Origin of the sequence: Pseudooceanicola nanhaiensis (genome assembly GCF_020171315.1) — a bacterium.
GTDB classification, from domain to species: domain Bacteria; phylum Pseudomonadota; class Alphaproteobacteria; order Rhodobacterales; family Rhodobacteraceae; genus Pseudooceanicola; species Pseudooceanicola nanhaiensis_A.
The window spans coordinates 202,111-225,525 of record NZ_JAIUZP010000007.1; the positions used below are offsets into that span (position 1 = coordinate 202,111).

Here is a 23,415-nt window from a genome sequence, read left to right on the forward strand (position 1 = left end):
GCCTACCCGGGAATGAGAAAGGGCCGCGCAGATCGCGCGGCCCTTTTGCTGTCTGACGGTCGTGGAACCCGTGGGCGCCCGGATCACTCCGGCATCGTTTCCTGCATCGACCGGCGCTCGCTGAAGCTGGCGTACCAGTCGTCCAGCCGGCCATGCCCCAGCCGCCAGTTCCGCGCCCCGTGGCGGAAGTCGAGATAGCCGAGCGCGCAGCCCACGGCGATATGGCCCATGTCGACGGGGCCATTCAGATGCTCCATCCAGCGTTCCTCGATCGCGCCGACGGCGCGGATCGCCTTGTCCCACTGGGCCTCGATCCAGCCTTCGAAGACCTTTTCCTCGGGGCGGACCCGGCGCTCGTAGACCATGAGGACCCCCGCATCGAGCAGCCCGTCGGCCGTCGCTTCCAGCACCAGCGTGTCCCAGAGCCGCCCTTCGGGGTAGAATTCGGTCTCCACCAGCGTGTCGAGGTAACGGCAGATCACGCGGCTGTCATAGAGCGTCTTGCCATCGGTCGTGACCAGCGTCGGGATTTTGGCCAGCGGGTTCACCCCGGCTAGACCCATGTCCGATTTCACCGCCGTGGTGGCGACGATCTTCTCGTCGACCTTGCCGTCCAGCCCCGCCTCGCGCAGCAGCACCCGCACCTTGCGCACGAAGGGCGAGGCCGGAGAGGCATAGAGTTTCATCGCGTTACCCATGTCTGTCCCCATTGTGAGTGGGGCCACCCTAGGAGGGGGGCGCAGACCTGTCCATTGGTTGTTCACGCGTGGTCAGGCGCTTTGCAGAAGGCGCTTCCGTGACGGCATCTGCACTGCCTTTGTACGGGTGCGCCGCACTCAGCCTTCGGGAGGAGTGCGCATCATCTGGGCAAGCGCGGGGTCCGAAACGCCCTCTGCCGCCCCCAGCCGTGCGCTTTCGGGCTTGTTCTGCGACAGTTTCCAGGTGCCGTCGACGCCGGTCACCTGCATCCGGGCGGGCAGGATCTGGCGCATCATCCGCTCGGCCACGCCCTCGGTCATCTTGTCCATGACCCAGGGTGTCTTGGGCAGCAGCCGGGTCTCGAACTGCTCCGACAGCCGATCCAGCACGCCGGGCATCTCGCCCGGATCGAGCAGGTCTATCGTGCCGCTCAGGTGCACGGCGACGTAGTTCCACGTCGGCACCTGATCCTCTAGCCCGTACCAGTCGGGCGAGACATAGCCACTGGGCCCCGAGACGATCAGCTTGGCGGGCAACGGCCCGGCGCGCAGCGCCCGCGCGATCGGGTTCGAGCGGACGATATGCACCTCCACCTCGGTGCCTGCGTCGTTCAGCAGAAAGGGCAAGTGGCTGATCAGCGGCAGCCCTTCGGACGAGAGCGCGAGGATGCCGAAGCTCTCCTCCCGCGCGAAGGCGAGGTTGGCGGCGTCGGAGCGGGTGTGGAAGATCGGATTCGGATGCATGGCAGCATCCTTGTCGCGCGGGCCCGGTTTCGGCAAGCGGGATCGCGGGCGGGCGTGGCTGGTTAAGGCGCCCACCCCGGCGCGGGCCCCGGGGTGGGCCCTGTCCGACCCCTGCGGGGCCCCGGCGCAGGTCATTGCGGACCGACGCCCCCCAGAGACCCATTTCGGGCCAGCGGGGTGCCGATGCGATCAGTTCAGCGGCGGCCTTCGCGCAGCCATGCGGCGAGGATCAGGCCCGCGGCCAGTAGCAGCACCAGCCAGGCGGGCAGCAGCGGGATCAGGCGGACGTCCTGCGTTTCATAGGCGTTGCGGGGGGTGAACCCGATCCAGCCGCGCCCGGCGGCGGGCCGTCCGGCCCGCACGTCACGAACCGAGGGCACGCCGTCGGAGAGCGCGAGGATGCCACCGCGGGTGCCATCCACCAGCGGCTCCAGCGTGGTGCCGTCCGCGATGGTCTGCTCGAACTCCCGCGGGGCGGCGGGGCCGAGGCCGATCACCGCGTTCTGGTCATCGTTCGCAAGACGGTAGAGCCCGATCTCGGGGCCGGTGTATTCGGCGGTGAACTGGCCCGGGGCCACCTCCTGAAGCGTCAGTTCCACTTCCTCGCCCGACGGCGTGGTGATGGTCAGCGGGCCGACCTCTTCGCCCAGGGTGCGGCGGATGATGCGCATCCGCTGACCGGTGGCCTCGGCGGTCAGCGCCTCCTCCTCCAGCTCGGGCTCCTTCATCATCCAGTGGGCGAGGCGGCGCAGCAGTTCCAGCTGCGGGCCGCCGCCCTCGTAGCCGCGGTTCCACAGCCACGCCTGATCCGAGGCCAGCAGGGCCACGCGGCCCTCGCCGACGCGGTCGAGGATCAGCAGCGGCTTGTCCTCGGCGCCTTCCATGACGGTGGTCCCGCGTTCCGGCTCCAGCTCGATCTGGCGCAGCCAGCGGCCCCAGTCGCCCTGCCAGCCGCGCGTCAGACCCGCGGTCACCGGGTGGCGTTCGCCCAGATCGGTGACATGGGGGCGATAGCCCTCCTCGATCACCCGGGCGGTGGGGCGGCCCGGCAGCACCTCGGCCAGTGGCGAGCGATAGAGCGAATCGGCAGAGGCGAAATCGGGGCCCGCGTTGATCAGCAGCGCGCCGCCGTCCTCGACGTACTGGCGCACGTTGTCGAGGTAGAGTGCGGGCAGGATGCCGCGCCGCTTGTAGCGGTCGAAGATGATCAGGTCGAAATCCTCGATCTTTTCGAGGAACAGCTCCCGCGTGGGGAAGGCGATCAGCGACAGTTCGGAGACCGGCACGCCGTCCTGTTTCGCCGGCGGCCGCAGGATGGTGAAATGCACGAGGTCGACGGAGCTGTCGGATTTCAGCAGGTTGCGCCACGTCCGCCCGCCCGCGTGCGGCTCACCCGAGACCAGCAGCACGCGCAGCCGGTCGCGCACGCCGTTCATCTGGACGAGGGCGGTGTTGTTGCGGTCCGTCAGCTCGCCATCCTCGGCGGGGACGGAGAACTGGATCACGTTGCGCCCGCCGTGGGGCAGGGTGATCGGCAGCTCGATGTCGCGGCCGGTCTGGACCATGAAGCGTTCCGGCTCTGCCCCATCGACGGAGATGTCGAGCGGCGCCTCGCCGGTGCCCTCGGGGGCGGCGCCGCTGTCCTCGATCCGCAGGGTCAGGGTCACCGGCTCGCCGAGGATGGCAAAGGCGGGGGCATTGCGGACGATCAGGCGGCGGTCCCAGTCCTCGGGCTGGCCAGTCAGCAGCAGGTGCAGCGGCGCGGGCATGTCGGGCGCGCGGTCAAGGTCATGCAGGCGACCGTCCGAGAGCAGGATTGCCCCCGCGATCCGGCCGCGGGGTTCCTCGGCCATGGCCTCGGAGAGGGCGGTCATCAGCTGGGTGCCGCTGTCGCCCGCGCCATCGCCAAGGGTCACGCGGCGGACTTCGGTGTTCGGGCGCGCGGCGATCTCGGCCGCCAGACGTTCGGCGGCGGCCTCGGTCTGCTGCGCCCGGTCCGAGAGCTGTTGCGAGGCGGAGCGGTCCTCCACCAGCAGCACGATGTCGGAGAGCGGCGCGCGGTCCTCCTGCCGGAGCGAGGGGCCGGTCAGCGCCCCCAGCACCACCACGGCGGCGAGGGCGCGCAGCGGCCAGCCGCGCAGGCCACGCCAGAGCGCGAGGCCGATGAAGGCCAGCATCGCGGCACCGAGGCCCGCCAGAAGCGGCCAAGGCAGGAGCGGGTCGAAGATCACACTCGAGGTCATTATTGTCCCAGACGGTCCAGCAGGGCAGGGACATGCACCTGGTCGGACTTATAGTTCCCGGTCAGCACATGCATGATGAGGTTGACGCCGAAGCGATAGGCGATCTCGCGCTGCCGCTCGCCGGCATAGCCGCGGCCCACCGGGTAGAGCGGCGCACCGGAAGTATCCACCGCCCAGGCCGAGGCCCAGTCATTGCCGCCGATCACCACCGGGCTGACGCCGTCGTTGAGGTTGCGGAAGGGCATCCCGTCGATCAGCTCGGCATCGGCGGGGGCGGCCTCGACCCAGACCTGCCCGCCGGCGTAGCGGCCGGGGAAGTCCTGCAGCAGGTAGAAGGTGCGCGTCAGAACGTGGTCGGAGGGCACCGGCTCCAGCGGCGGCACGTCGAGGGGGGCGGCCAGCTGTTGCAGCTTGCGCCCCTCGGGGCTGGCGGCGCCATAGCGCGCCACATCCGCGTCGCGGGTGTCGAAGAGGATCATCCCGCCCGAGCGCAGGTAGCGGTTCAGCTTGGCATAGGCCGCGGCGGAGGGCGTCGGCTGATCCGGCGTGATCGGCCAGTAGAGGAAGGGGAAGAAGGCCAGTTCGTCGGTCTCGAGGTTCACGCCCATCGGCTCGGCCGGTTCCACGGAGGTGCGGAAGAAGAGCGTGTCCGAAAGCCCGCGCAGGCCCGCCTGCGCGGTGTCGTCGATCTGGCGGTTGCCGGTCATGACATGGGCCAGCACCAGTTCCCGCGTGGCCTCGATGGCGCGGGCATCGGCGGCGGGATCGGACGCGGGCGCTGTCTCCTCGGTGGTGTCTTCGGTGCCCTGTGCACGGGTCGGCGCGCCGGGCAGGGCCAAGGCGAGCGCCAGCAGGACCACGGCGGCCCCCGCGGCACGGGGCCGCGCGCCGGTCAGCCGGCCGGAGAGCGCGAGCGAGGCGAGGATGTCGGCCATCAGCAGCGCCAGTGCAAGGGCGAGCAGGTAACCGCCGAGCGGTGTTTCCTCGGGCCGGGCCAGGCCTTCGACCGGAACGGAGGCGGGCCATGCGGCGGGCGCCAGCGTGCTGTCCGCGCCCATGACGTTGCGGGCGATGCGGCGGTCCTCGCCCTCGTAGACGCCGGGGCGCAGGTCGGCGCCAAGCGGGGCGGAGAGCAGAACGGCGCCATCCACACCGGGCAGGGTGCCCGCGTTGGAGAGCGTGCCATTGGCCTCGACCAGCCGGACCGGCTGCCAGGTGGTGCCTTCCAGTTCCTCGGGCGCGGGGGCCGTGGCGGAGGAGGAGATCGACAGCCGCTCAAGCATCTGCACGAAGAGACCGGAGAGCGGCAGGCTCGACCATTCGGCATTGGCGGAGATGTGGAACAGCACGACCTGCCCGTCGCCAAGGTCCTTGCGGGTTACCAGCGGGGTGCCGTCGGAGAGCCGCGCGATCACGCGGGCGGCGAGCGTCGGGTCGGGCTGGGCCATGACCTGCGATGAAATCGTCACGTCCGCGGGCACGTCGAGGCCCCAGAAGGGGCTGTCCTCGTCGAAGGGGGCAAGTGTCTTGGGTTCGCCCCAGCTCATCGCGCCGCCCACGTTGCGCCCGCCCGAGCGCAGGCGCACGGGCATCAGGGGGTCTTCCTCGGCGCGGCTCACGTCCGAGGCGGCGAGGCGGGGCCCGGCAAAGCGCAGCAGGATGCCGCCGCCCTCGACCCAGGTTTCCAGCGCCTCCGTCTCGGCGTCCGAGAGAGTGGCCACATCGGCCAGTGCCACCACGTCGGGATTGGCGGGCAGGATGTCCATCAGCGCGCCTTCCAGCAGGTCGGCGTTCGGCTCCAGCGCCTGGTGCAGGTAGTGAAGCGGCGAGAGCAGTTCGAGGCCTTCGCGGTCTTCCCGGCCGGCGATCAGGGCAACCTCGCGGCGGCGCAGGCTGTCATCGGTGGCGGCCACGGCCCCGGCGGTGCGGGCGCCGGCGATTTCGAAGTGGCTGAGGCGGGCACGCAGCTCGGCCGGCAGGTCCATCTCGACGCTGGCCTCGGTCTCGCCAGGTGCGAAGGTGGCGGGCTCGATCGCCAGCAGGCGCATCTGGCCGGAGGGATCGCGGCCATGCGCCTCGACCATGACCTCGCGCTCGGCTCCGGCGATGGCGCGCAGGGCCGTCAGGCGGACGGCGCCGTCCTCGAAGGTGGCGGGGCGCAGGGCAAAGACCGGGCGGCTGCCCTCGTGGATGGTGACCGCGCCGTGCTCCTCCAGCGCCGCCAGCAGCGGGTCGCGGCTGGCGCGGTCCAGCCCGTCGGACATCCAGTAGGTTTCGAAGCGATCGGTGCCGAGGCTCTCGATGAAGCCCTGCACCGCGTCCTCGCGCGGCTCCCAGGCCTGCGGGGTGAGGCCGGGAAGGCGGCTGCGCCAGGTGTCGGCGGACTGGAACACCGGGGCCTCGGGCGTGGTCAGGCGCACGACGGCGGCGGTGCGCCCCTCGCGGCCCGCCTCGGCCAGCAGGCCATCGACGAGGTCGGCCCGTTCGGACCAGTCGCGGGACGAGGCCCAGGACCCGTCGAGCAGGATCAGCAGCGGGCCGGAGCCGGTGCGCCCCTGCTGCTGCGGGTTCAGCACCGGACCGGCAAGGCCCACGATCACGGCGACCACGGCCAGCATCCGCAGCAGCAGCAGCCACCACGGCGTCCGGTCCGATACCGCCTCGTCATCCTTGAGGCCCAGAAGCAGCGCCACGCCGGGGAAACGCCGCCGTATGGGGGCCGGCGGCACGGCACGCAGCAGGATCCACAGCAGCGGCAGCGCGGCCAGTGCCAGCAGCAGCCAGGGTGCGGCAAATCCGATCGGGCCCAGCATCATTTCAGGCAGTCCCCCTGTCCATGGCGCGGTAAATCCAGAGCAGCGCAGATTGCGCCGAGTCACTGGTGTGATGCGTGGTGAACTGCCAGCCGGTGGCATGGCAGAGCGCCTGCAACTCCTCCTTCCGCTCTGCCAGCCGCTGCTGGTAGCGCGTCTTGAGGTCGCCGGCCTTCAGCGTCTCGTGCAGGAGGCTGCCGCCCACGGATTCGAAGATCGTCCGGCCCTGGAACGGGAAGGCCTCTTCGCTGGGGTCGAGCACCTGCATCAGCACGCCGCGGACGCCACGGTCGGCGGCCTTGGTCAGGGCCAGTTTAACCTCTGCAGGTTCCGCGAGGAAGTCCGAGACGAAAAGCGCCCGCGCATTGGGGATCATGGCGCGGTGTTCGGGCACGCCGTAATCGGCGCTGTCCTCGACCGAGAAGAACTCTGCCAGCCGCAGGATCTGGTTCTGGCCGCGCCGGGGCGGCAGCAGCGTGCCGGTCAGGCCCACCCTTTCGCCGCCGCGCACCAGAAGGATCGCGGTGGCAAGCGCCAGCAGGCGGGCGCGGTCGCTTTTCTGCGGCAGCTTGTCGGTGGAGGAGAACCGCATCGAGGCCGCCTGATCGACCCAGAGCATGACGCTCTGCGCGATCTGCCATTCCTTTTCCCGCACGAAGCGGTCGTCGCCCCGGGCGGAGCGGCGCCAGTCGATCCAGCGCCGGGGGTCGCCGGGCTGTACGGGGCGGTATTGCCAGAAATCATCCCCCAGACCCGAGCGTCGCCGCCCGTGATCGCCCAGAAGGACAGTCCCCGCCAGATGCTCCGCCCGGGCCAGAAGGGGCGGGAAACGGGCCGCCTCTTCCTCGGCGCGGCTGCGAAGGTGGCGGGGTTCGCTCACGCCGCGGCCTCGGTCCGGGTGACGGAGGCGGCGATGTCTTCGATCAGCGCGGGCAGGCTGTCGCCGCGGGCGCGGGCGGCAAAGTTCAGCCCCATGCGGTGCACCAGCACCGGGCGCGCCATGGCGATCACGTCCTCGGTCGAGGGCGCGAGGCGGCCCTGCAGCATGGCGCGGGCGCGCACGGTCAGCATCAGCGCCTGCGCGGCGCGGGGGCCGGGGCCCCAGTTGACCGTGTCGCGCACCTTCTGCGGGGCGGAGGGATCGCCCGGGCGGCAGGCCCGCACGAGGTCGAGGATCTGCTCCACCACCGTCTCGCCCACGGGCATCCGGCGCAGCAGGTGCTGCGCGGCGATCAGTGCCTCCGGGGTGAAGACCGCATGGGCCTCCTCCTCGATGGTGCCGGTGGTCGCCATCAGGATGGCGCGCTCGGTGTCGCGGTCGGGATAGGCCACGTCGATCTGGACGAGGAACCGGTCCAGCTGGGCCTCGGGCAGGGGATAGGTGCCTTCCTGCTCGATCGGGTTCTGGGTCGCGAGGACGTGGAACGGCAGCCCGAGGGAGCGGTTCTCACCGGCCACGGTCACGACCTTTTCCTGCATCGCCTGCAGCAGCGCCGACTGGGTCCGGGGCGAGGCGCGGTTGATCTCGTCCGCCATCAGCAGCTGGCAGAAGATCGGGCCGGGCAGGAAGCGGAACGAGCGCGTGCCATCCGCGGCCGTCTCCAGCACCTCGGAGCCGAGGATGTCCGCCGGCATCAGGTCGGGGGTGAACTGGATCCGGTTGCCATGCAGGCCCATCACCGTCGAGAGCGTTTCCACCAGCCGCGTCTTGCCGAGGCCGGGCAGGCCGATCAGCAGGGCATGCCCGCCGCAGAGCAGCGCAGACAGGGTCAGCTCCACCACGCGCTCCTGCCCGATGAACCGGGCGGTGATGGAATTCCTGGCCTCGGCCAGCTTCTCCTCCAGTGCCTCGATCTCGGCGACAAGGTCTTCGGACTGGGCGGCGGCCTCGGTCATGGCAATACTCCGGTCAGATCTATATCTATGGTTTCGAGTGTATCGCGCGAAATGATTTAGGCAAAAGCAATGTCGGCACAAAACTCCGTGAAACCCTCGGCCGAGTCATTGGCTGCCTCCGCCAAGGCGGCGGGTGGCAAGGGCTTGCCACCGGTGCACAAGTGGAACCCGCCATTCTGTGGGGACCTCGACATGCGCATCGCGCGCGACGGCACATGGTTCTACCTCGGCACGCCGATCGGGCGGCCTGAACTGGTGCGCCTGTTCTCGACCATCCTGCGCAAGGACGACGACAAGTATGTCCTCGTCACCCCGGTCGAGAAGGTCGGCATCACCGTGGATGACGCCCCCTTCGTCGCGGTGGATTTCACGGTCGAGGGCACGGGCGAGGCGCAGGTGCTGACCTTCACCACCAATGTCGGCGACCGTGTCAGCGCCGGGCCAGACCATCACATCCGCGTGACCCGCGATTCTGAGACGGGCGAGCCGTCGCCCTACGTGCACGTGCGGGCCGGTCTGGAGGCGCTGATTGACCGCAAAAGCTTCTACCGGCTGGTCGATATCGGCGGGAATCACCCCGTTGAGGGGCAGGATTGGTTCGGCCTCTGGTCTGACGGCGAATTTTTCCCCATCATAGAAGCCGAATACCTGATCCAAGAATAGGACTGCCCGCGCGCTCCCCAGCTCTCCCACGGGTGGACATCATCACATGCCCCGCTTTGCGGCCAACATTTCGCTTCTCTTCCGGGAGATGCCCCTCCCTCAGAGAGTCTTTGCCGCGGCCGACGCCGGGTTCGAGGCTGTTGAAATCCTGTTCCCCTACGATGAGCCGGTCCGGGACCTGCGCCTTGCGCTGACACGCACCGGGCTGCCGCTGGCGCTGATCAATTCGCCGCCGCCGAACTACACCGGCGGGCCACGCGGTTTCGCGGCCGTGCCCGGCAGCGAGGAGCGGTTCCGCTCGGACTTCCAGCGCGCCCTGCGCTACGTGGACAGCCTCAAGGCAGAGCGCATCCACATCATGTCCGGCCAGACGGACGATCCCGCGGCGCTCGATACCCTGATCGCGAACCTCCGCTGGGCCGTGGCCGAGGCGCCGCAGCAGGCGCTAACCATCGAACCGATCAACCGGGACGACATCCCGGGCTATTTCCTGTCGGACTTCGACCTCGCGGCCGAGATCCTGGATACGGTCGGGGCGCCCAATCTCGGGCTTCAGTTCGACGCCTACCACGCCCACAAGATCACCGGCGACCTGCCGGGGACATGGGCCAGGCACGGCGCCCGTGCGGTGCATGTGCAGATCGCGGGCGTGCCGGGGCGGCATGAACCCGTCAAGGGCGACATCGACTATCCCGCCTTCTTCGCGCAACTGGATGCGGAAGGCTACGCCGGCTACGTCTCGGCCGAATACGGACCTGCGGCAGATACGGCATCGGGCCTTGGCTGGCTGGCCGAGGCGCAGGCCGCCATGCCCCTGCCGCCGTCGTCCACGGGCCGGTCCTCGAGCCGCGCCAGCAGCGGGCGCGGCTGACGGCTGGCGCTTTTCGCGGCCTCCTGACAGGATGCTGACAGAATGCTGTCAGCAGGGCTGTGCGATGGTCTGTCCATCGCAACACCTGAAAGGAAACACCATGACCTCCCCTGCGTCCCTGCCCCCCGTCACCGTGGTCTGGGCCGAGATCCCGGTCTCTGACCTCGATGCGGCAACGGCCTTCTACAACAGCGTCTTCGGATGGGAGATGACGCCCATGATGATGGGGCCCGAGACGGTTTCGGCCTTTGGCCGCGGCGGTGTCGGCGGCAACCTCGTCGAAGGTCCGGTGCCCGCGGGCAAGGGCCCGGTGATCCACATCGCCGTGGCCGATGGCGTCGAGGCCGCCCGCGACCGCGCCGCCGCGGCGGGGGCCACCTTCGAGGGCGAGATCACCACGATCCCGCCGGGGCGCTACCTCGTAATGCATGATCCGGACGGCAACCGGATCGGCCTCTTCGAGCCCGCCTGATGCGCCGCGCCGACCGCCTCTTCCAGATCGTGCAGCATCTGCGCGGCGGTCGGCTTCTCACCGCGAAGGCCCTTGCCGAACGGCTCGAGGTCTCGCCCCGGACGATCTACCGCGACGTGGCCGACCTGATCGGTTCCGGCGTGCCGATCGAAGGCGAGGCGGGCGTGGGCTATGTGATGCGGGCGGGCTACGACATGCCGCCGCTGATGTTCCCGGAGGAGGAGATCGTGGCGCTGGTGGCCGGGGCGCGGCTGCTGCGCGCCTGGGGCGGCCTGCAGATGGCCGCCGCGGCGGAGGAGGCGCTGGTGCGGATCGAGGCGGTGCTGCCCGATCCCCTCAAGGCCCGCGCGGCGCAGGTGAAGATCCACGCCCTGACGCTGAATGGCGAGATGAGCGAGGCGCAGCGTGCCCTGCTGGACGAGATCGAGGCCGCATGCGACAGCCGCCACCGGCTGGAGATCTCCTACCGCGATGCGGCAGGGGCCGAGACCCGCCGGGTGCTGCGGCCGCTGGGGCTCTATTTCTGGGGCAAGGTCTGGACGTTGGTCGCCTGGTGCGAGTTGCGGCAGGATTTCCGGATGTTCCGCCTCGACCGTATCGCGGCGGCAGAGCTCGGCGCGCCCTTCCGGGATGAGCGCGACAAGACGCTGGCCGCCTTCTACGCCACCCACCCGGAACGCCGCCGGGACTAGCGGCTCCGCTGGCCGTCTGCCCACACGTCTGTCGTCCCGTGACGCTGGCGTGGTTCCCCCGTTTTCTTCGAAGAAAACGGTCCGGAATTTTTGAAAATTCCGGGCACCGCCTCTCAGTGGCCGATGGCCTTGGCGTTCTGGCAGGCCGAGCCCGCGTCTTCCAGTTCCAGCACCGAATGGTGCAGGTCGAACTTCTCGTGCAGCAGGGTCTTGAGCCGCTGGCGCACCACCGTGCCCTCGGCCCCGGCGGAGATCACCACATGGGCCTCCAGCGAGGTCTCGCGTTCCTGCATCCGCCAGAGATGGAGGTGGTGGATATCCTCCACGCCTTCCTCGGCGCGCATGGCGTCCAGCACGGTCTGGGTGCCGGGTTCGTCCGGGGCGCCAAGCATGAGGATGCGGATCACCGGCCCGATCTCGACGCCCGCGTGCCACAGGATGTAGGCCGAGATGCCCAGCGTCACGATCGGGTCCACCAGCCGCCAGTCGTAGACGAGGATCGCCACGCCCGCGACGATCACCGCGACGGAGCCGAGCGCATCGGCCACGTTGTGCAGGAAGGCCGCGCGAATGTTCACGCTGTCCTTGGACATGGAAAAGACCAGCAGCGCCGTGACCGTGTCGATCACCAGCGCCACGCCGGCCACGATCACCACGGTCCAGCCTTCGACCTCGACCGGGTTGAAGAGCCGCTGCACGCCCTCGGCGGCGAGGTAGAGCGCGACCACGATGAGGGTGACGTAATTCACCAGCGCGGCCACCACCTCGGCCCGGCCATAGCCGAAGGTCATCGCGGCATCGGCGGGCCTGCGGGCGATACGCCGCGCGGCAAAGGCGATGACGAGCGAGAGCGCATCGGAGAGGTTGTGGATCGCATCGGCGATCAGCGCCAGCGAGCCCGAGAAGATCCCCGCCACGATCTGCACCAGCGTGAGCACGATGTTGACGCCGATCGCAGCCCAGAGCCGCCCGTCGCCGCCGCCTTCGGGCAGGGCGTGATGATGGTGGTGGTGTTGGTGGCCGTGGTCGTGGTCGTGGCCGTGATCGTGGGGCATCGGGGAACCTTCCGTCGCATGTCGATGCCACCCTATCTAGGAGCTACAGCCGCTGTAGGTTCAAGGGGAAAATCACGGGGCATCCCTGTCCTGCGCCGGGGGCTTCTGAACGGGCAGCACATGCTGGCCGCAAAGGCAGCGGGCGGACGTGGCCGGAGGCCGGGATGGGATCGGGTGCGGCGGCGTCAGGGCGCGCGACCGGGGCCCGCCCTCAGGAAGCGGGGCCGGTGACGGCGACGATCGGGCCCATCTTGCGGCCGAGGTCGTTGCGGTTGAGCTGCGGCGCGAAGATCCGCGAGACGTTGCCGTCGAAGTAGAGCGCGTTGGGCAGCTTCAGCAGGTCGCGGAAGACCGAGGCGAACTCGTAGAAGGTCACCACCTCGTTCGAGATCACGAAGACCGCGCGGCTGCCGTCCGCCGTCGTCCCCACCCCGTTGCGCACATAGCGCGACGTGCCGTCCGGCATGATCCGGGGATGCAACTCGCCATTCAGCACCAGCATCGGGCCCGATTGGGTGGCATCGCGGCAGGAGCCCGCGGGCCGGTCCTGAAACGCCAGCGTCTCGATCACCTCGACCCGGTTCTCGTTGATGCAGAGCACCCCGTTGGGCAGCATGCCGAAATTGCCCGGACCCGCATTGGGGATCACGCGCATCAGCTCCTTGCCGTTTTCGACATAATGGCCGACGGGCGAGCGGTCCTCGTGGTACATGCCCGCGTTCATGCCGAAGAGCAGCTGCTTTCCCTCTCCGGCCAGCCGGGCCTGCAGCGCAGTGAACTCGCCATAGGGCGCGCCACCGGCGTCGTAGAGGAAGAGCCGCAGGTCGGCACGGGTCACGTCGACTTCACACAGGGTGAAGCTGCGGCCCTGATAGATTTCGTTGCGGCAGGCGACGGGGCTGTCCTCGGCCCGCGCGGGATCGGGCAGGGCAAGCGCGGTCAACGGCAGGGCGAGGCCCAGCAGGGCCCCGGCGAGACGGCGGTGGCGGCGCTGTGCTTTACGAGCGGTCATCGGCCCCGTCGTCGTCCCCGAAATCGTCATCCTCGTGGTCCACGTCGCGGCGCACGTCGTCCTTGTTGAACAGGCGACGGGTCTCGTCCATCCGGTCGAAGGTCTCGTCGAGGCGGAACCGCAGGTCGGGCGTGAACTTCAGCGCCACCTTCTTGCCGATCATCCGGCGCAGCTCGCTCTTGTTGCGGGCCAGCAGCGAGACGGCCTCCTCCTGTCCCTGCCCGCCGAGGGGCAGCACATAGGCGGTGGCGATCTTCAGATCGGGAGAGCAGCGGACCTCGCCCACGGTGATGGAGAGGCGGTTCAGCTCCGGGTCATGCACGTCACCACGGGCCAGCACCTCCGAAAGGGCACGGCGGATGACTTCGCCGACGCGAAGCTGACGTTGCGAGGGGCCTGCGCCCATACCGGTATCTTGGTGACGTTTCATGCAACGCATCTAGACTTTCGCCGCCCCTTTGCCAAGCGTGGAGCAACGGGCTAAGCAGGGTCCGGCCCGCGAAAGGGCGAGAAAACGGAGAGTACCATGGCAGAGCTTCCCGGAATCGTGATTACCGGTGCTTCTGGGCGGATGGGCCAGATGCTGGCGCGGACCGTGCTGGAGAGCGACAAGGCCCGCCTCGTCGGCGCGGTCGAACGCGAGGGCAATGCCTGGGTCGGGCAGGACCTGGGCGAGGCAATGGGCGGCGCCGCGCTCGGGGTGAAGATCACCGATGACCCGCTGGAGGCTATGTCCAAGGCGCAGGCGGTGCTGGACTTCACCGCGCCCGCGGCCTCTGTCGCCTTTGCCGAACTGGCCGCGCAGGCCCGCGCCGTACATGTGATCGGCACCACCGGCTTCGAGCCCGCGCATCTGGAAAAGATCGAGGCCGCCGCCCGTCACGCGGTGATCGTGCGCGCGGGCAACATGAGCCTGGGTGTGAACCTGCTGGTGAAGCTGACCCAGAAGGTGGCCGCCGCGCTGGACGAGGATTTCGACATCGAGGTCATCGAGGCGCATCACAACCGCAAGGTGGACGCGCCCTCGGGCACCGCGCTGATGCTGGGCGAGGCCGCGGCCGAGGGCCGGGGCGTGAAACTGGCAGATGTCAGCGACAGCGGTCGCGACGGGATCACCGGCGCCCGGCGGCGCGGCGACATCGGCTTCTCGGCCATCCGCGGTGGCGACATCGTGGGCGAGCATGACGTGCTCTTTGCCGGGCCGGGCGAGCGGATCGTGCTGCGCCACATGGCGACGGACCGGGGCATCTTTGCCCGTGGCGCGCTCAAGGCCGCGCTCTGGGGGCAGGACAAGGGGCCCGGGTCCTATGACATGATGGATGTGCTGGGGCTCTGAACCGCACCCTTCGGTTTGGCACATTGGTTTGAAAGGCCCCCGCGCGGGGCCTTTCGCGTTTTCGGCCGCCGGTTACCGCATGTTCATGACTTGGGGCCAGTAAGGCCGGGGTGATCCGGTCGCGGCGCAGACACGTAAACCGGGCGTAACTTCAGGGCTACCGAAGGGAGACCCGGATGCCGGACCGAACGTTTGCCTTGTCCTTGCCCGCCCACCTGCGGCCCGATGTGCCTGGGCCTCAAATGCTTATGGCCGGGGCGCTCCTGCTGACTGCGCTGCTGGGCAGCGGGTTGCGGGCGGAAACCGCCTTCGACCGGGTTGAAAGCCGCGAAGGTTTCGTTGCGCAGATCACCGGGCGGGAACTGACCTACCCCGGCATCCGCCTGCAGGTGAGCGAGGCGGGGCGAATCGACGGGCGCGCCTTCGGGCGCCCCGTGACCGGCGACTGGCGCTGGAAGGACGGCTATTTCTGCCGGACGATGGTCTGGGGGCGCAAGGAACTGGCCTACAACTGCCAGCTGGTCGAGAAACGCGCGGGCGCGCTGCGCTTCACCTCGGATCGCGGGGCGGGCGACTCGGCCGTGCTCAGCCTGCGTTAGGGGTGCCACGGCGCCGGGGTGCCACTGGTACGCGGCGCAAGGCTCTGGCCGCGCAGGAGAAACCAGCGCGGCGCCGGGGCAAGGCCTCAGAAGTCGACGGCGAGGCCCTTCTTTTCCCAGTCGCCGTAGCGCACCGGCTCGGGTCCGTCACGGCCGCCCAACTCGGTGGGCAGCTCGAACTCCCCGGCCTTGCGGCGGCGTTCCTCGGCTTCGGCCAGAGCGCGCTGTGCGGCGGGGGGCAGGTCGCGGGTGTCGGATGTGCTCATCTTCGCTTCCTCTTTCGGTGGCCCATTGTTATATGGGTCCGCCCCGGAAGGGCAAGGAGCCCCCATCATGAGTGACGATCGAAATTCCAAACGCCCCCGCCCCACGGCAGGAGGCTCTTCGCGCGGCGGCGGGTCTGCCCCGCGCCGTGGCGCAGCGCCCACGTCGGGCGGCAGCAACCCCTGGGCGGATCCCTCGACCAGCGGTCGGCGCGGATCGGCCAAGCCGGGCGCGCCCAAGGCCGGGAAACCGGCCAAGCCGGGCAGCAAGCCCGCGGGCAAGATGGGTGGCAAACCTTCCGGTAAACCGTTTGGCAAACCGGGCGGCAAGCCCGAGGGCCGGTCCTTCGGCAAGCCAGGGGACAAACCCTATGGCAAGGGCGGCCCGCGCCGCGACGGCGAAGGCCGGGATGGCGGCCGTGATGGTGGCCGCGACGGGGGCAAGCCTTGGGAAAAGCGCGGTGCCTCCAGCGATGGCGGGCGTCCGCCGCGCCGTGATGGCGACCGTCCCGAGGGGCGGCGCGATGGCAAGCCGGGCGGCAAACCGGGACAGGGGCGTCCGGGCCGCGACGGCGAGGGCCGGGGCAAGTTCGGCGGCAAGCCCGGTGAAGGCCGCGGCGGCTACCGTGACGACCGTGGCCCCCGCGGTGAAGGCCGTGGTGGGTCCCGTGATGATCGCGGCCCCCGTGGTGCGAGCCGTGGCGGTCCTCGTGGCGAAGGCCGCGGTGGCCCCCGTGGTGAAAACCGGGGCGGCAATCGCGACCGGGCCGAGGGCCGCAAGCCGCGCCACGGCGCGGGCGAACGCCCGACGCCGCAGGCTCCGCGCCTGCCGAAGGAGCCCCGCCGCGCCGCGCTGCGCCTGCTGGAAGGGGTCCTGACCGAAGGCAAGCTGCTGAGCGAAATGCACCCCGGCCTCGCGCCCATGGCGCCCGAGGACCGGGCCCGCACCCAGCGGCTGACCTCGGACACGCTGCGCTTCCTGCCGCGTCTGGATCAGCTGCTGTCGCAGCACATGGAACGCCTGCCCGACCTCGAGGTGCTGAACATCCTGCGCCTCGCCGCGCTGGAACTGGTGCAGGGCACCGCGGCCCATGGCGTGGTGAACGAGGCCGTCGAGGCCTGTTCGAAACTGCCCCGTCACGGCCACCTCAAGGGCCTCGTGAACGCCGTGCTGCGCCGCGTCTCGGAAGGCGGCGAGGCGGCGTGGAACGCCCTGCCGGTGCCCGAGATGCCCGAATGGCTGCGCGAGCCGCTGATCGAGGGCTGGGGCGAAGAGGCGATCGAGGGCATGGAGGCGGCCCATGCCGCCGGTGCGCCCCTCGACATCACCCCGCGCGATCCAGCGCAGGCGGCGGCGCTGGCTGAACAACTGGGCGGCACGCTGCTGCCCACCGGCTCGATCCGCCTGACGGAGCAGGGCAAGATCTCGGCCCTGCCGGGCTTCGACGAGGGCGCATGGTGGGTGCAGGACGCCACCGCCGCCCTGCCGGCCCGCCTGCTGGCAGCACAGCCGGGCGAGCGCGTGCTCGACCTCTGCGCGGCGCCGGGCGGCAAGACCATGCAGCTGGCCGCGGCCGGTGCCGATGTGACGGCGGTGGACGTCTCGGAGAAGCGGCTTGAAACCGTGTCCGAGAACCTTGGCCGCACCGGCCTCGCCGCCTCGATCATCGCCTCCGATGCGCTTGCCTTCACCGCCGAGCCCTTCGACGCGATCCTGCTGGATGCGCCCTGTTCGGCCACCGGCACGATCCGGCGCCACCCGGACCTGCCCTATGCCAAGGACGGCAGCGACTTCGCCGGGCTCTTCGAGCTGCAGGAGAAGATGATCGACCACGCGCTCAGCCTGCTGAAGCCCGGCGGGCGGCTGGTCTATTGCACCTGTTCGCTGCTGCCGGACGAGGGCGAGGTCCAGATCGAGGAGGCACAGGTGCGCAACCCGCAGCTGACCGTCGATCCGGTGCCCGAAGACCTGCCGGGGCTGGAACCCGAATGGCTGGCCGAGGAAGGCGGACTGCGCCTGCGGCCCGATTTCTGGGCAGACCGTGGCGGCATGGACGGCTTCTACATGGCCGTGCTGCGCAAACCGGCCTGAACCCGCCTGTCTGCTGACTGATTTTCGGCCCGGTCCCGCCTGAACGCGGGGCCGGGCCAAATTGTGATCGCCCGTGGCGCCCCGAGGGCCTGCACATGGTTGATCCCTGCGCCCCGGGCGACTAATTTACCTGACGTGACCGCGGGAGATTCCCATCCCCGCGATGTGCCATGTGACATGGTTTTCGGGCGGCAACGGCGTCGCCCCGGCGGTGGGGCCAGTATCGCCCATCCCGCGACTTTCAGACGACACGACCCGCCACGGGCCCTTCAGGGGCGTGGCCACGCCATAGGCCCCGGGCCTTGGCGCTGATTGGAACAGACGACACGCGTTCGGCCGGGGAAGGGGGCTTTATGCGATCGGATGATGACAGGGCACACCGGTTTCCACGCCGCGCAGCACTGCGCCGGGCGGCTCTTGCGCTGTGCGCCAGCCTCGCGCTGATCGCGCCGCAGGCCCGGGCGCAGAGCACGACAACCTCCACCAGCCTCAGCCTGATGGAGGCGCGGACCAATTCCATGATCGCGCAGCAGCCCGACCTGCTGCATTTCCTGACCACGCGGCGCAAGTTCAACCTCTACAGCAAGGTGACCGGCGACGACGGCACGCTGAGGATGAAGACTGGCAACCGCCTGCCGGTCTGGGCCGAGGCGGCGGCGAACTGGTCCAAGCTGGACGGCACCGAGAGCGAGTCGATGAGCGCGACCCTCGGCTTCCACATGCCCCGGGGCGAGAAGCTGGTGTATGGGGTCATGATGACCGTGGACCACAGCGGATCGGACGCGACGGAGGACGACAAGTTCGCCGACGGCTGGCTGGCCGGGCCCTACATCATCGCGCAGTTGACGGACCATCCGCTCTACTTCGAGGGGCGGCTTCTCTATGGCCAGTCGCGCAGCAAGCTGACCCTGAACACGGGCCGCGTGGGCTATCGCAGCAAGCGGTGGCAGACCCGGCTCAAGCTGTCCGGTGAAATGCCCCGCGACAACGTCACATGGCGGCCCAATCTCAGCTTCATCTACGGCGCGACCAAGCATGGCGCGGTGACCGACAGCCTCGGCACCGGGCTCTCCGCGCAGATGGTGGCGATCGGGCGTGTCACGCTGGGCCTCGACTTCGACATGCCGCTGATGGCGCAGGTCGGGGACCTTTCGCTGGTGGGCGGTCTCTCGGGCAACTGGAACTCCACCGCCACGGGCGAGACGGCGGTCGCGCTGCCGGGCCGCAACGATGGCTGGGCCAAGGCGCGGCTCGGCTTCCGCCGCACCCTGCCCGAGGGCACGGTGCTGGGCGGGCAGGCCTATGTCGAGGGGCTGGGCTCCAACACCTACGAGAACTACGGCCTGACCCTGAACCTGACGGCCAAGTTCTGAGGTTCAGCTGCCGCGGTAGGTCGAATAGCCGAAGGGCGAGAGCAGCAGCGGCACGTGGTAATGCGCCTCCGGGTCCGAGATGCCGAAGCGGATCGGCACAAGGTCGAGGAAGCGCGGCTCTTCCGGCGGGGTACCGCTGGCGTCGAGATAGGCGCCCGCCTCGAAGACCAGCTCATAGGTGCCCGGCGCGAAATCCTCGGCCGGCAGGATCGGCGCATCGGTGCGTCCGTCGTCGTTGGTCAACATGCAGGCCAGCTCCACCCGAGTATCGCCCTCGATCCGGTAGAGCGTCACGGCAAGGCCGGCGGCGGGCATGCCGCGGGCAGTGTCCAGAACATGGGTCGTCAGATAGCCCTCGGCCATGACGCGGCCTCCCTTCGCGTATTTTCCCTTGAACTGCCGGGGCCTGCGGCGTTGAGTTGCCGGGGTCCTGACTTGAGGGAGAGAACCACATGCACCGCTACCCGCGCAACCTGATCGGTTATGGTCCCACGCCGCCGGATCCGGCATGGCCGGGCGGGGCGAAGATCGCGGTGAGCTTCGTGCTGAACTACGAGGAAGGCGGCGAGAACAACCTGCTGCACGGCGATGCCGCCTCCGAGGCCTTCCTGTCCGAGATTGTGGGCGCCGCGCCCTGGCCCGGCCAGCGGCACTGGAACATGGAAAGCAACTATGAATACGGCGCCCGCGCCGGGTTCTGGCGGCTGCACCGGCTGTTCACCGGGGCGGGGATTCCCCTGACGGTCTATGGCGTGACCACGGCGCTTGCGCGCAGTCCGGAACAGCTCTGGGCCATGCAGGAGGCGGGCTGGGAAATCGCCAGCCACGGTCTGAAGTGGATCGAACACAAGGACATGACCGAGGAGGAGGAGCGCGGCCACATGGAAGAGGCCGTGCGGCTTCATACCGAGGTCGTGGGCACCCCGCCGCAGGGCTGGTACACCGGGCGCTGCTCCATGAACACGGTCAAGCTGGCGGCAGAGCTGGGGATGGACTGGGTCTCCGACACCATCGACGACGATTTGCCCTACTGGCTGCCCGTGGGCGATCGCGACCAGCTGGTGATCCCCTACACGATGGACGCCAACGATATGCGCTTCGCCGTGGCCGCGGGCTTTGGCGGCGGGGACGAGTTCTTCACCTACCTCAAGGACAGTTTCGACGCGCTCTATGCCGAGGGGCAGGCCGGCGCGGCCAAGATGATGTCCATCGGGATGCACTGCCGCATCCTGGGCCGACCGGGCCGTATCATGGCGCTGAAACGCTTCCTCGACTACGCGCAGGGCCACGCGGGCGTCTGGTTCCCGCGCCGCATCGACATCGCGAAGCATTGGAAGGCCGTGCACCCGCCCTCGCGCTTCGGGTTCAAGCCCTCGCAGATGGACCGCGAGACCTTCGTGAAAACCTTCGGCGGCATGGTCGAACATTCGCCCTGGGTGGCCGACCGGGCCTTCGATCTCGAACTGGGCCCGGCGCATGACCGCGCCGTGGGGCTGCAGAACGCGCTGGTCCGCGTGCTGCGCTCTGCCTCGGACGAGGAAAAGCTGGGCGTGCTGAAGCTGCACCCCGATCTTGCAGGCAAGCTGCAACAGGCCAAGCGGCTGACGCCCGAGAGCGAGGACGAACAATCCTCCGCCGGGCTGACGGCGCTGACCGACGCGGAACGCGCCACCTTCACCGCGCAGAACGAGGCCTACCAGTCGAAATTCGGCTTCCCCTTTATCATCGCGGCGAAAGACAATACCAAGGCCACCATCATGGCCGCCTTCGAGACCCGCCTCGCCAATGACCGCGAGACCGAGTTCAGGACGGCCTGCGCTCAGGTCGAGCGCATCGTGTATCACCGACTGAAGGATCTGCTGCCGTGACCCGCAGCTACTATGCGCCGCAAGGCGGACTGCCCGGACAGAACGAGGCGCTCTACGAGCCTGCCCGTTTCACCACCTCCTACGCCCTGATCCCGGCGGTGACGATGACCGACATCGTCACCTCCAACCTGCCGGGCTGGGACAAGACCCGCGCCTGGATCATCGCCCGCCCGATGACCGGCTTTGCCGAGACCTTTGCCCAGCTGATCGTCGAAGTGGCCCCCGGCGGCGGCGCCACCGCGCCCGAGCCCGATGCGGGCGCCGAGGGCGTGGTCTTCGTCGTGAAGGGCACCGTCACCGTCACCATCGACGGCACCGCCCGTGCGCTGAGCGAGGGTGGCTATGCCTTCCTCGCGCCCGGTGCCGACTGGCAGGTGGCGAACGCCTCCGACGCGCCCGTCACCTTCCACTGGGTGCGCAAGCGCTACGAAGTGGCCCCCGGTGTGGACGTGCCGGAAAGCTTCGTATCCTGCGATGCCGAGGGCACGCTGATCGAGATGAAGGACACCGACGGCGGTTGGGCCACCACCCGTTTCGTCGCGCCGGATGACCTGCGCCACGACATGCATGTGAACATCGTCACGATCCGCCCCGGCAACCGCATTCCCTTTGCCGAGACCCACGTTATGGAACACGGGCTCTACGTGCTTCAGGGGCGTGGCCGCTACCTGCTGAACACCGATTGGGTCGATGTGGGCCCGGGCGATTTCATGTGGCTGCGCGCCTTCTGCCCGCAGGCCTGCGTGGCCGAGGGCGATACGGACTTCCGCTACCTGCTCTACAAGGACGTGAACCGCCATCCGGGGCTGACCCTGTGAGCCAGATGCCCGCCCGGATCACGGCCGAGCCGCTCACGGCAGCCGCCTTCGCCCCCTTCGGTGACGTGCTGGAGGTGACCGAGAGCTATGACAAGCTGATCAACGCCGGGATGTGCGAACGCTACAACGACCGCGCGCAGCTCGATTTCGGGCCCGGCGGCCGGGCGGGCATCTCCATCTTCCGCGCACAGCCGCGCAGCCTGCCCTATACGCTCGACCTGCTCGAACGGCATCCCGAGGGCTCGCAGGCCTTCGTCTCCATGTCGCAGGCGCCCTGGATGGTGATCGTGGCACCGGACGAGGACGGGCACCCCGGCGTGCCGCGGGCCTTCCTCTGCGCCCCCGGACAGGCGGTGAATTTCCACCGCGGAACATGGCACGGCGTGCTCACGCCTTTGGCAGAACCGGGGCTTTTCGCCGTAATCGACCGGATCGGCGACACCGCCAATCTGGAGGAAGTGACTCTGGACCCGCCGATCCTCATAGTTTCGTGATCAGAGCCGCCCGTCAGAGGCGGCCCGTTTCACGGTAAAGAGGGTTGGATGAGATGGTGAACACCAAGCTGGGCACGCATGAGCAACTGCGTGACCCAAATTACATGCCCCCGATGATCGACGCGGTGCCGCTTGGCATCCAGCACGTGCTGGCGATGTTCGCCTCCAACGTGACCCCGGCGATCATCGTGGCGGGCGCCGCGGGCTTCGGCTTCGGTTCGGACCAGGGGGCGCTCGGCTTCCCGGACATGACCTACATGATCCAGATGGCGATGCTCTTCGCGGGGGTCGCGACGCTTTTCCAGTCCATCGGCTTCGGTCCGGTGGGGGCGCGGCTGCCGATCGTGCAGGGCACCTCCTTTGCCTTCCTGCCGGTGATGATCCCGGCGGTGGCGGGACAGGGCGTCGACGGGATGGCCGGGCTTATGACCGGCATCGTGATCGGCGGCATCTTCCACTTCTCGCTCGGCACGGTGATCGGGCGGCTGCGCTTTGCCCTGCCGCCGCTGGTGACGGGGCTGATCGTCCTGATGATCGGCCTGGCGCTCCTGCGCGTGGGCATCCAGTACGCGGCGGGGGGCGTGCCCCTGATCGGCAAGCCGGAATACGGCTCGCTCGCCATGTGGTTCCCGGCGCTGGTGGTGGTCGTCGTCTCGCTGGTGCTCAGCTTCTTCGGCAAGGGGTTGCTGTCGGTCGCGGCAGTGCTTGTGGGCCTCGTCTCGGGCTACGTGGTGGCGCTCTTCATGGGGCAGGTCAGCTTCGACAACGTGGGCCGGGCGCCGATCTTCGACGTGCCGATGCCCTTCAAGTGGGGCTTCGAGTTCGACGCGGCGATCATCGTCGGCATGTGCTTCATGGCCGTGATCTCGGCCATCGAGACGGTCGGCGACGTCTCGGGCATCTGCAAGGGCGGCGCCAAGCGCGAAGCCACCGACAAGGAGATCGCCGGTGCCACCTTCGCGGACGGCCTCGGCTCCGCCGTGGCGGGGGTCTTCGGGGGGCTGCCCAACACCTCGTTCAGCCAGAACGTCGGCCTGATCTCCATGACCGGGGTGATGAGCCGCCACGTGGTGACCATTGGCGCCATCTTCCTGATCGTCTGCGGTCTGGTGCCCAAGTTCGGTGCGCTGGTCTCGACCGTGCCGATCAACGTGCTCGGAGGCGCGGTCATCGTCATGTTCGGCATGGTGGCCGCGGCGGGGGTCAACATGCTCTCCGACGTGGACTGGAACCGCCGCAACATGGTGATCTTCGCGGTCTCGCTCTCCATCGGCTTCGGCCTGCAGCTGGAGCCGGGGGCGCTGCAGCACCTTCCGCGCACGATGCAGATCCTGCTGACCTCCGGGCTCCTGCCCGCGGCGGGCCTCTCGGTCGTGCTGAACCTCGTGCTGCCGGACCACATGCCCTGAACAC

Annotated in this window: 23 protein-coding genes; 12 read left to right on the plus strand and 11 right to left on the minus strand. The window is 69.1% G+C overall.

Annotation, left to right across the window (positions count from 1 at the left end):
* Positions 1-83: 83 nt before the first annotated feature.
* The 6 genes from LCM32_RS13375 to LCM32_RS13400 all read right to left on the minus strand — a co-directional run bounded on the left by LCM32_RS13375 (position 84) and on the right by LCM32_RS13400 (position 8,394).
* Complete coding sequence (locus LCM32_RS13375) at positions 84-686, minus strand: glutathione S-transferase N-terminal domain-containing protein (protein ID WP_224821725.1); 603 nt, start codon at positions 684-686, stop codon at positions 84-86.
* Between the two features lie 150 nt (positions 687-836).
* Positions 837-1,442 carry an FMN-binding negative transcriptional regulator gene (locus LCM32_RS13380; protein ID WP_224821578.1) on the minus strand — a complete coding sequence of 202 codons (606 nt, stop codon included), beginning with the start codon at positions 1,440-1,442 and terminating at the stop codon, positions 837-839.
* A 194-nt stretch (positions 1,443-1,636) separates the two neighbouring features.
* On the minus strand, positions 1,637-3,685 hold the full coding sequence (locus LCM32_RS13385) for a hypothetical protein (protein WP_224821579.1): 2,049 nt from the start codon (positions 3,683-3,685) through the stop codon (positions 1,637-1,639).
* On the minus strand, positions 3,685-6,501 hold the full coding sequence (locus LCM32_RS13390; protein WP_224821580.1) for a DUF4159 domain-containing protein: 2,817 nt from the start codon (positions 6,499-6,501) through the stop codon (positions 3,685-3,687). Before LCM32_RS13390 ends, LCM32_RS13385 begins: the two co-directional genes overlap by 1 nt.
* A 1-nt stretch (position 6,502) precedes the next feature.
* Positions 6,503-7,378, minus strand: a complete 876-nt coding sequence (locus tag LCM32_RS13395) for a DUF58 domain-containing protein (RefSeq protein WP_224821581.1) — start codon at positions 7,376-7,378, stop codon at positions 6,503-6,505.
* Positions 7,375-8,394: an AAA family ATPase gene (locus LCM32_RS13400; protein WP_224821582.1), complete on the minus strand. Its 1,020-nt coding sequence runs from the start codon at positions 8,392-8,394 to the stop codon at positions 7,375-7,377. The genes LCM32_RS13395 and LCM32_RS13400 overlap by 4 nt, the downstream gene beginning before the upstream one ends.
* A 69-nt stretch (positions 8,395-8,463) precedes the next feature.
* Between LCM32_RS13400 and LCM32_RS13405 the strand changes: the two genes are divergently transcribed.
* The 4 genes from LCM32_RS13405 (at position 8,464) to LCM32_RS13420 (ending at position 11,092) form a co-directional block, all read left to right on the plus strand.
* The gene (locus tag LCM32_RS13405) at positions 8,464-9,057 is read left to right on the plus strand and encodes a DUF1285 domain-containing protein (protein ID WP_224821583.1); all 594 of its coding nucleotides are present in this window, start codon (positions 8,464-8,466) and stop codon (positions 9,055-9,057) included.
* Between the two features lie 46 nt (positions 9,058-9,103).
* Positions 9,104-9,928 (plus strand): hydroxypyruvate isomerase family protein, encoded by an 825-nt coding sequence (locus tag LCM32_RS13410; protein ID WP_224821584.1) that lies wholly within the window; start codon positions 9,104-9,106, stop codon positions 9,926-9,928.
* 100 nt (positions 9,929-10,028) lie between these two features.
* Positions 10,029-10,400 carry a VOC family protein gene (locus LCM32_RS13415; protein ID WP_224821585.1) on the plus strand — a complete coding sequence of 124 codons (372 nt, stop codon included), beginning with the start codon at positions 10,029-10,031 and terminating at the stop codon, positions 10,398-10,400.
* The gene (locus tag LCM32_RS13420; RefSeq protein WP_224821586.1) at positions 10,400-11,092 is read left to right on the plus strand and encodes a helix-turn-helix transcriptional regulator; all 693 of its coding nucleotides are present in this window, start codon (positions 10,400-10,402) and stop codon (positions 11,090-11,092) included. Before LCM32_RS13415 ends, LCM32_RS13420 begins: the two co-directional genes overlap by 1 nt.
* Positions 11,093-11,205: 113 nt before the next feature.
* On the opposite strand, the gene LCM32_RS13425 is transcribed toward LCM32_RS13420, so the two are convergent.
* From LCM32_RS13425 to rbfA, 3 genes are all read right to left on the minus strand, one after another.
* Positions 11,206-12,147 (minus strand): cation diffusion facilitator family transporter, encoded by a 942-nt coding sequence (locus tag LCM32_RS13425; RefSeq protein WP_224821587.1) that lies wholly within the window; start codon positions 12,145-12,147, stop codon positions 11,206-11,208.
* Positions 12,148-12,358: 211 nt separating this feature from the next.
* Positions 12,359-13,159 (minus strand): phosphodiester glycosidase family protein, encoded by an 801-nt coding sequence (locus LCM32_RS13430; RefSeq protein ID WP_224821588.1) that lies wholly within the window; start codon positions 13,157-13,159, stop codon positions 12,359-12,361.
* Positions 13,146-13,589, minus strand: a complete 444-nt coding sequence (rbfA, locus tag LCM32_RS13435; RefSeq protein ID WP_224821589.1) for a 30S ribosome-binding factor RbfA — start codon at positions 13,587-13,589, stop codon at positions 13,146-13,148. Before rbfA ends, LCM32_RS13430 begins: the two co-directional genes overlap by 14 nt.
* A 96-nt stretch (positions 13,590-13,685) precedes the next feature.
* Here rbfA and dapB point away from each other — a divergent pair, with 96 nt between their 5' ends.
* Both dapB and LCM32_RS13445 read left to right on the plus strand, forming a co-directional pair.
* Entirely contained in the window at positions 13,686-14,495 is an 810-nt protein-coding gene (dapB, locus tag LCM32_RS13440) for a 4-hydroxy-tetrahydrodipicolinate reductase (protein WP_224821590.1), read from the plus strand.
* A gap of 248 nt (positions 14,496-14,743) precedes the next feature.
* Positions 14,744-15,094 carry a dihydrodipicolinate reductase gene (locus LCM32_RS13445; RefSeq protein WP_224821591.1) on the plus strand — a complete coding sequence of 117 codons (351 nt, stop codon included), beginning with the start codon at positions 14,744-14,746 and terminating at the stop codon, positions 15,092-15,094.
* Positions 15,095-15,180: 86 nt separating this feature from the next.
* Here LCM32_RS13445 and LCM32_RS13450 read toward each other — a convergent pair whose 3' ends face one another.
* On the minus strand, positions 15,181-15,360 hold the full coding sequence (locus LCM32_RS13450) for a DUF1674 domain-containing protein (RefSeq protein WP_224821592.1): 180 nt from the start codon (positions 15,358-15,360) through the stop codon (positions 15,181-15,183).
* Between the two features lie 823 nt (positions 15,361-16,183).
* Here LCM32_RS13450 and LCM32_RS13455 point away from each other — a divergent pair.
* Both LCM32_RS13455 and LCM32_RS13460 read left to right on the plus strand, forming a co-directional pair.
* Positions 16,184-17,449 carry an RsmB/NOP family class I SAM-dependent RNA methyltransferase gene (locus tag LCM32_RS13455; RefSeq protein WP_224821726.1) on the plus strand — a complete coding sequence of 422 codons (1,266 nt, stop codon included), beginning with the start codon at positions 16,184-16,186 and terminating at the stop codon, positions 17,447-17,449.
* A 353-nt stretch (positions 17,450-17,802) separates the two neighbouring features.
* A complete protein-coding gene (locus LCM32_RS13460) occupies positions 17,803-18,822 on the plus strand; it encodes an autotransporter domain-containing protein (RefSeq protein WP_224821593.1) in 1,020 nt (339 codons plus the stop codon).
* A gap of 3 nt (positions 18,823-18,825) precedes the next feature.
* Here the strand turns inward: LCM32_RS13460 and uraH are convergent, their stop codons facing one another.
* On the minus strand, positions 18,826-19,185 hold the full coding sequence (gene uraH, locus LCM32_RS13465; protein WP_224821594.1) for a hydroxyisourate hydrolase: 360 nt from the start codon (positions 19,183-19,185) through the stop codon (positions 18,826-18,828).
* Between the two features lie 89 nt (positions 19,186-19,274).
* On the opposite strand from uraH, the gene puuE reads away from it, so the two are divergent.
* The 4 genes from puuE to LCM32_RS13485 are packed head-to-tail and all read left to right on the plus strand — an operon-like array spanning position 19,275 to position 23,411.
* On the plus strand, positions 19,275-20,690 hold the full coding sequence (puuE, locus tag LCM32_RS13470) for an allantoinase PuuE (protein WP_224821595.1): 1,416 nt from the start codon (positions 19,275-19,277) through the stop codon (positions 20,688-20,690).
* The gene (locus LCM32_RS13475; protein ID WP_224821596.1) at positions 20,687-21,508 is read left to right on the plus strand and encodes a bifunctional allantoicase/(S)-ureidoglycine aminohydrolase; all 822 of its coding nucleotides are present in this window, start codon (positions 20,687-20,689) and stop codon (positions 21,506-21,508) included. The genes puuE and LCM32_RS13475 overlap by 4 nt, the downstream gene beginning before the upstream one ends.
* Before the next feature lie 5 nt (positions 21,509-21,513).
* Entirely contained in the window at positions 21,514-22,002 is a 489-nt protein-coding gene (locus LCM32_RS13480) for an ureidoglycolate lyase (RefSeq protein WP_224821597.1), read from the plus strand.
* 53 nt (positions 22,003-22,055) lie between these two features.
* Positions 22,056-23,411, plus strand: coding sequence for a uracil-xanthine permease family protein (locus LCM32_RS13485; protein ID WP_224821598.1), 1,356 nt, complete (start codon positions 22,056-22,058; stop codon positions 23,409-23,411).
* Positions 23,412-23,415 lie beyond the last annotated feature (4 nt).

Bases quoted from the DNA above. Each gene is read 5' to 3' on its own strand.
- LCM32_RS13385 (WP_224821579.1), bottom strand. From the start codon at position 3,685: ATGACCTCGAGTGTGATCTTCGACCCGCTCCTGCCTTGGCCGCTTCTG.
- dapB (WP_224821590.1), top strand. From the start codon at position 13,686: ATGGCAGAGCTTCCCGGAATCGTGATTACCGGTGCTTCTGGGCGGATG.
- LCM32_RS13430 (WP_224821588.1), bottom strand. From the start codon at position 13,159: ATGACCGCTCGTAAAGCACAGCGCCGCCACCGCCGTCTCGCCGGGGCC.
- LCM32_RS13380 (WP_224821578.1), bottom strand. From the start codon at position 1,442: ATGCATCCGAATCCGATCTTCCACACCCGCTCCGACGCCGCCAACCTC.
- LCM32_RS13445 (WP_224821591.1), top strand. From the start codon at position 14,744: ATGGCCGGGGCGCTCCTGCTGACTGCGCTGCTGGGCAGCGGGTTGCGG.
- puuE (WP_224821595.1), top strand. From the start codon at position 19,275: ATGCACCGCTACCCGCGCAACCTGATCGGTTATGGTCCCACGCCGCCG.
- LCM32_RS13415 (WP_224821585.1), top strand. From the start codon at position 10,029: ATGACCTCCCCTGCGTCCCTGCCCCCCGTCACCGTGGTCTGGGCCGAG.
- LCM32_RS13390 (WP_224821580.1), bottom strand. From the start codon at position 6,501: ATGATGCTGGGCCCGATCGGATTTGCCGCACCCTGGCTGCTGCTGGCA.
- LCM32_RS13400 (WP_224821582.1), bottom strand. From the start codon at position 8,394: ATGACCGAGGCCGCCGCCCAGTCCGAAGACCTTGTCGCCGAGATCGAG.
- LCM32_RS13485 (WP_224821598.1), top strand. From the start codon at position 22,056: ATGGTGAACACCAAGCTGGGCACGCATGAGCAACTGCGTGACCCAAAT.
- uraH (WP_224821594.1), bottom strand. From the start codon at position 19,185: ATGGCCGAGGGCTATCTGACGACCCATGTTCTGGACACTGCCCGCGGC.
- LCM32_RS13405 (WP_224821583.1), top strand. From the start codon at position 8,464: ATGTCGGCACAAAACTCCGTGAAACCCTCGGCCGAGTCATTGGCTGCC.
- LCM32_RS13480 (WP_224821597.1), top strand. From the start codon at position 21,514: ATGCCCGCCCGGATCACGGCCGAGCCGCTCACGGCAGCCGCCTTCGCC.
- LCM32_RS13410 (WP_224821584.1), top strand. From the start codon at position 9,104: ATGCCCCGCTTTGCGGCCAACATTTCGCTTCTCTTCCGGGAGATGCCC.
- LCM32_RS13460 (WP_224821593.1), top strand. From the start codon at position 17,803: ATGCGATCGGATGATGACAGGGCACACCGGTTTCCACGCCGCGCAGCA.
- LCM32_RS13450 (WP_224821592.1), bottom strand. From the start codon at position 15,360: ATGAGCACATCCGACACCCGCGACCTGCCCCCCGCCGCACAGCGCGCT.
- LCM32_RS13425 (WP_224821587.1), bottom strand. From the start codon at position 12,147: ATGCCCCACGATCACGGCCACGACCACGACCACGGCCACCAACACCAC.
- LCM32_RS13375 (WP_224821725.1), bottom strand. From the start codon at position 686: ATGAAACTCTATGCCTCTCCGGCCTCGCCCTTCGTGCGCAAGGTGCGG.
- rbfA (WP_224821589.1), bottom strand. From the start codon at position 13,589: ATGAAACGTCACCAAGATACCGGTATGGGCGCAGGCCCCTCGCAACGT.
- LCM32_RS13420 (WP_224821586.1), top strand. From the start codon at position 10,400: ATGCGCCGCGCCGACCGCCTCTTCCAGATCGTGCAGCATCTGCGCGGC.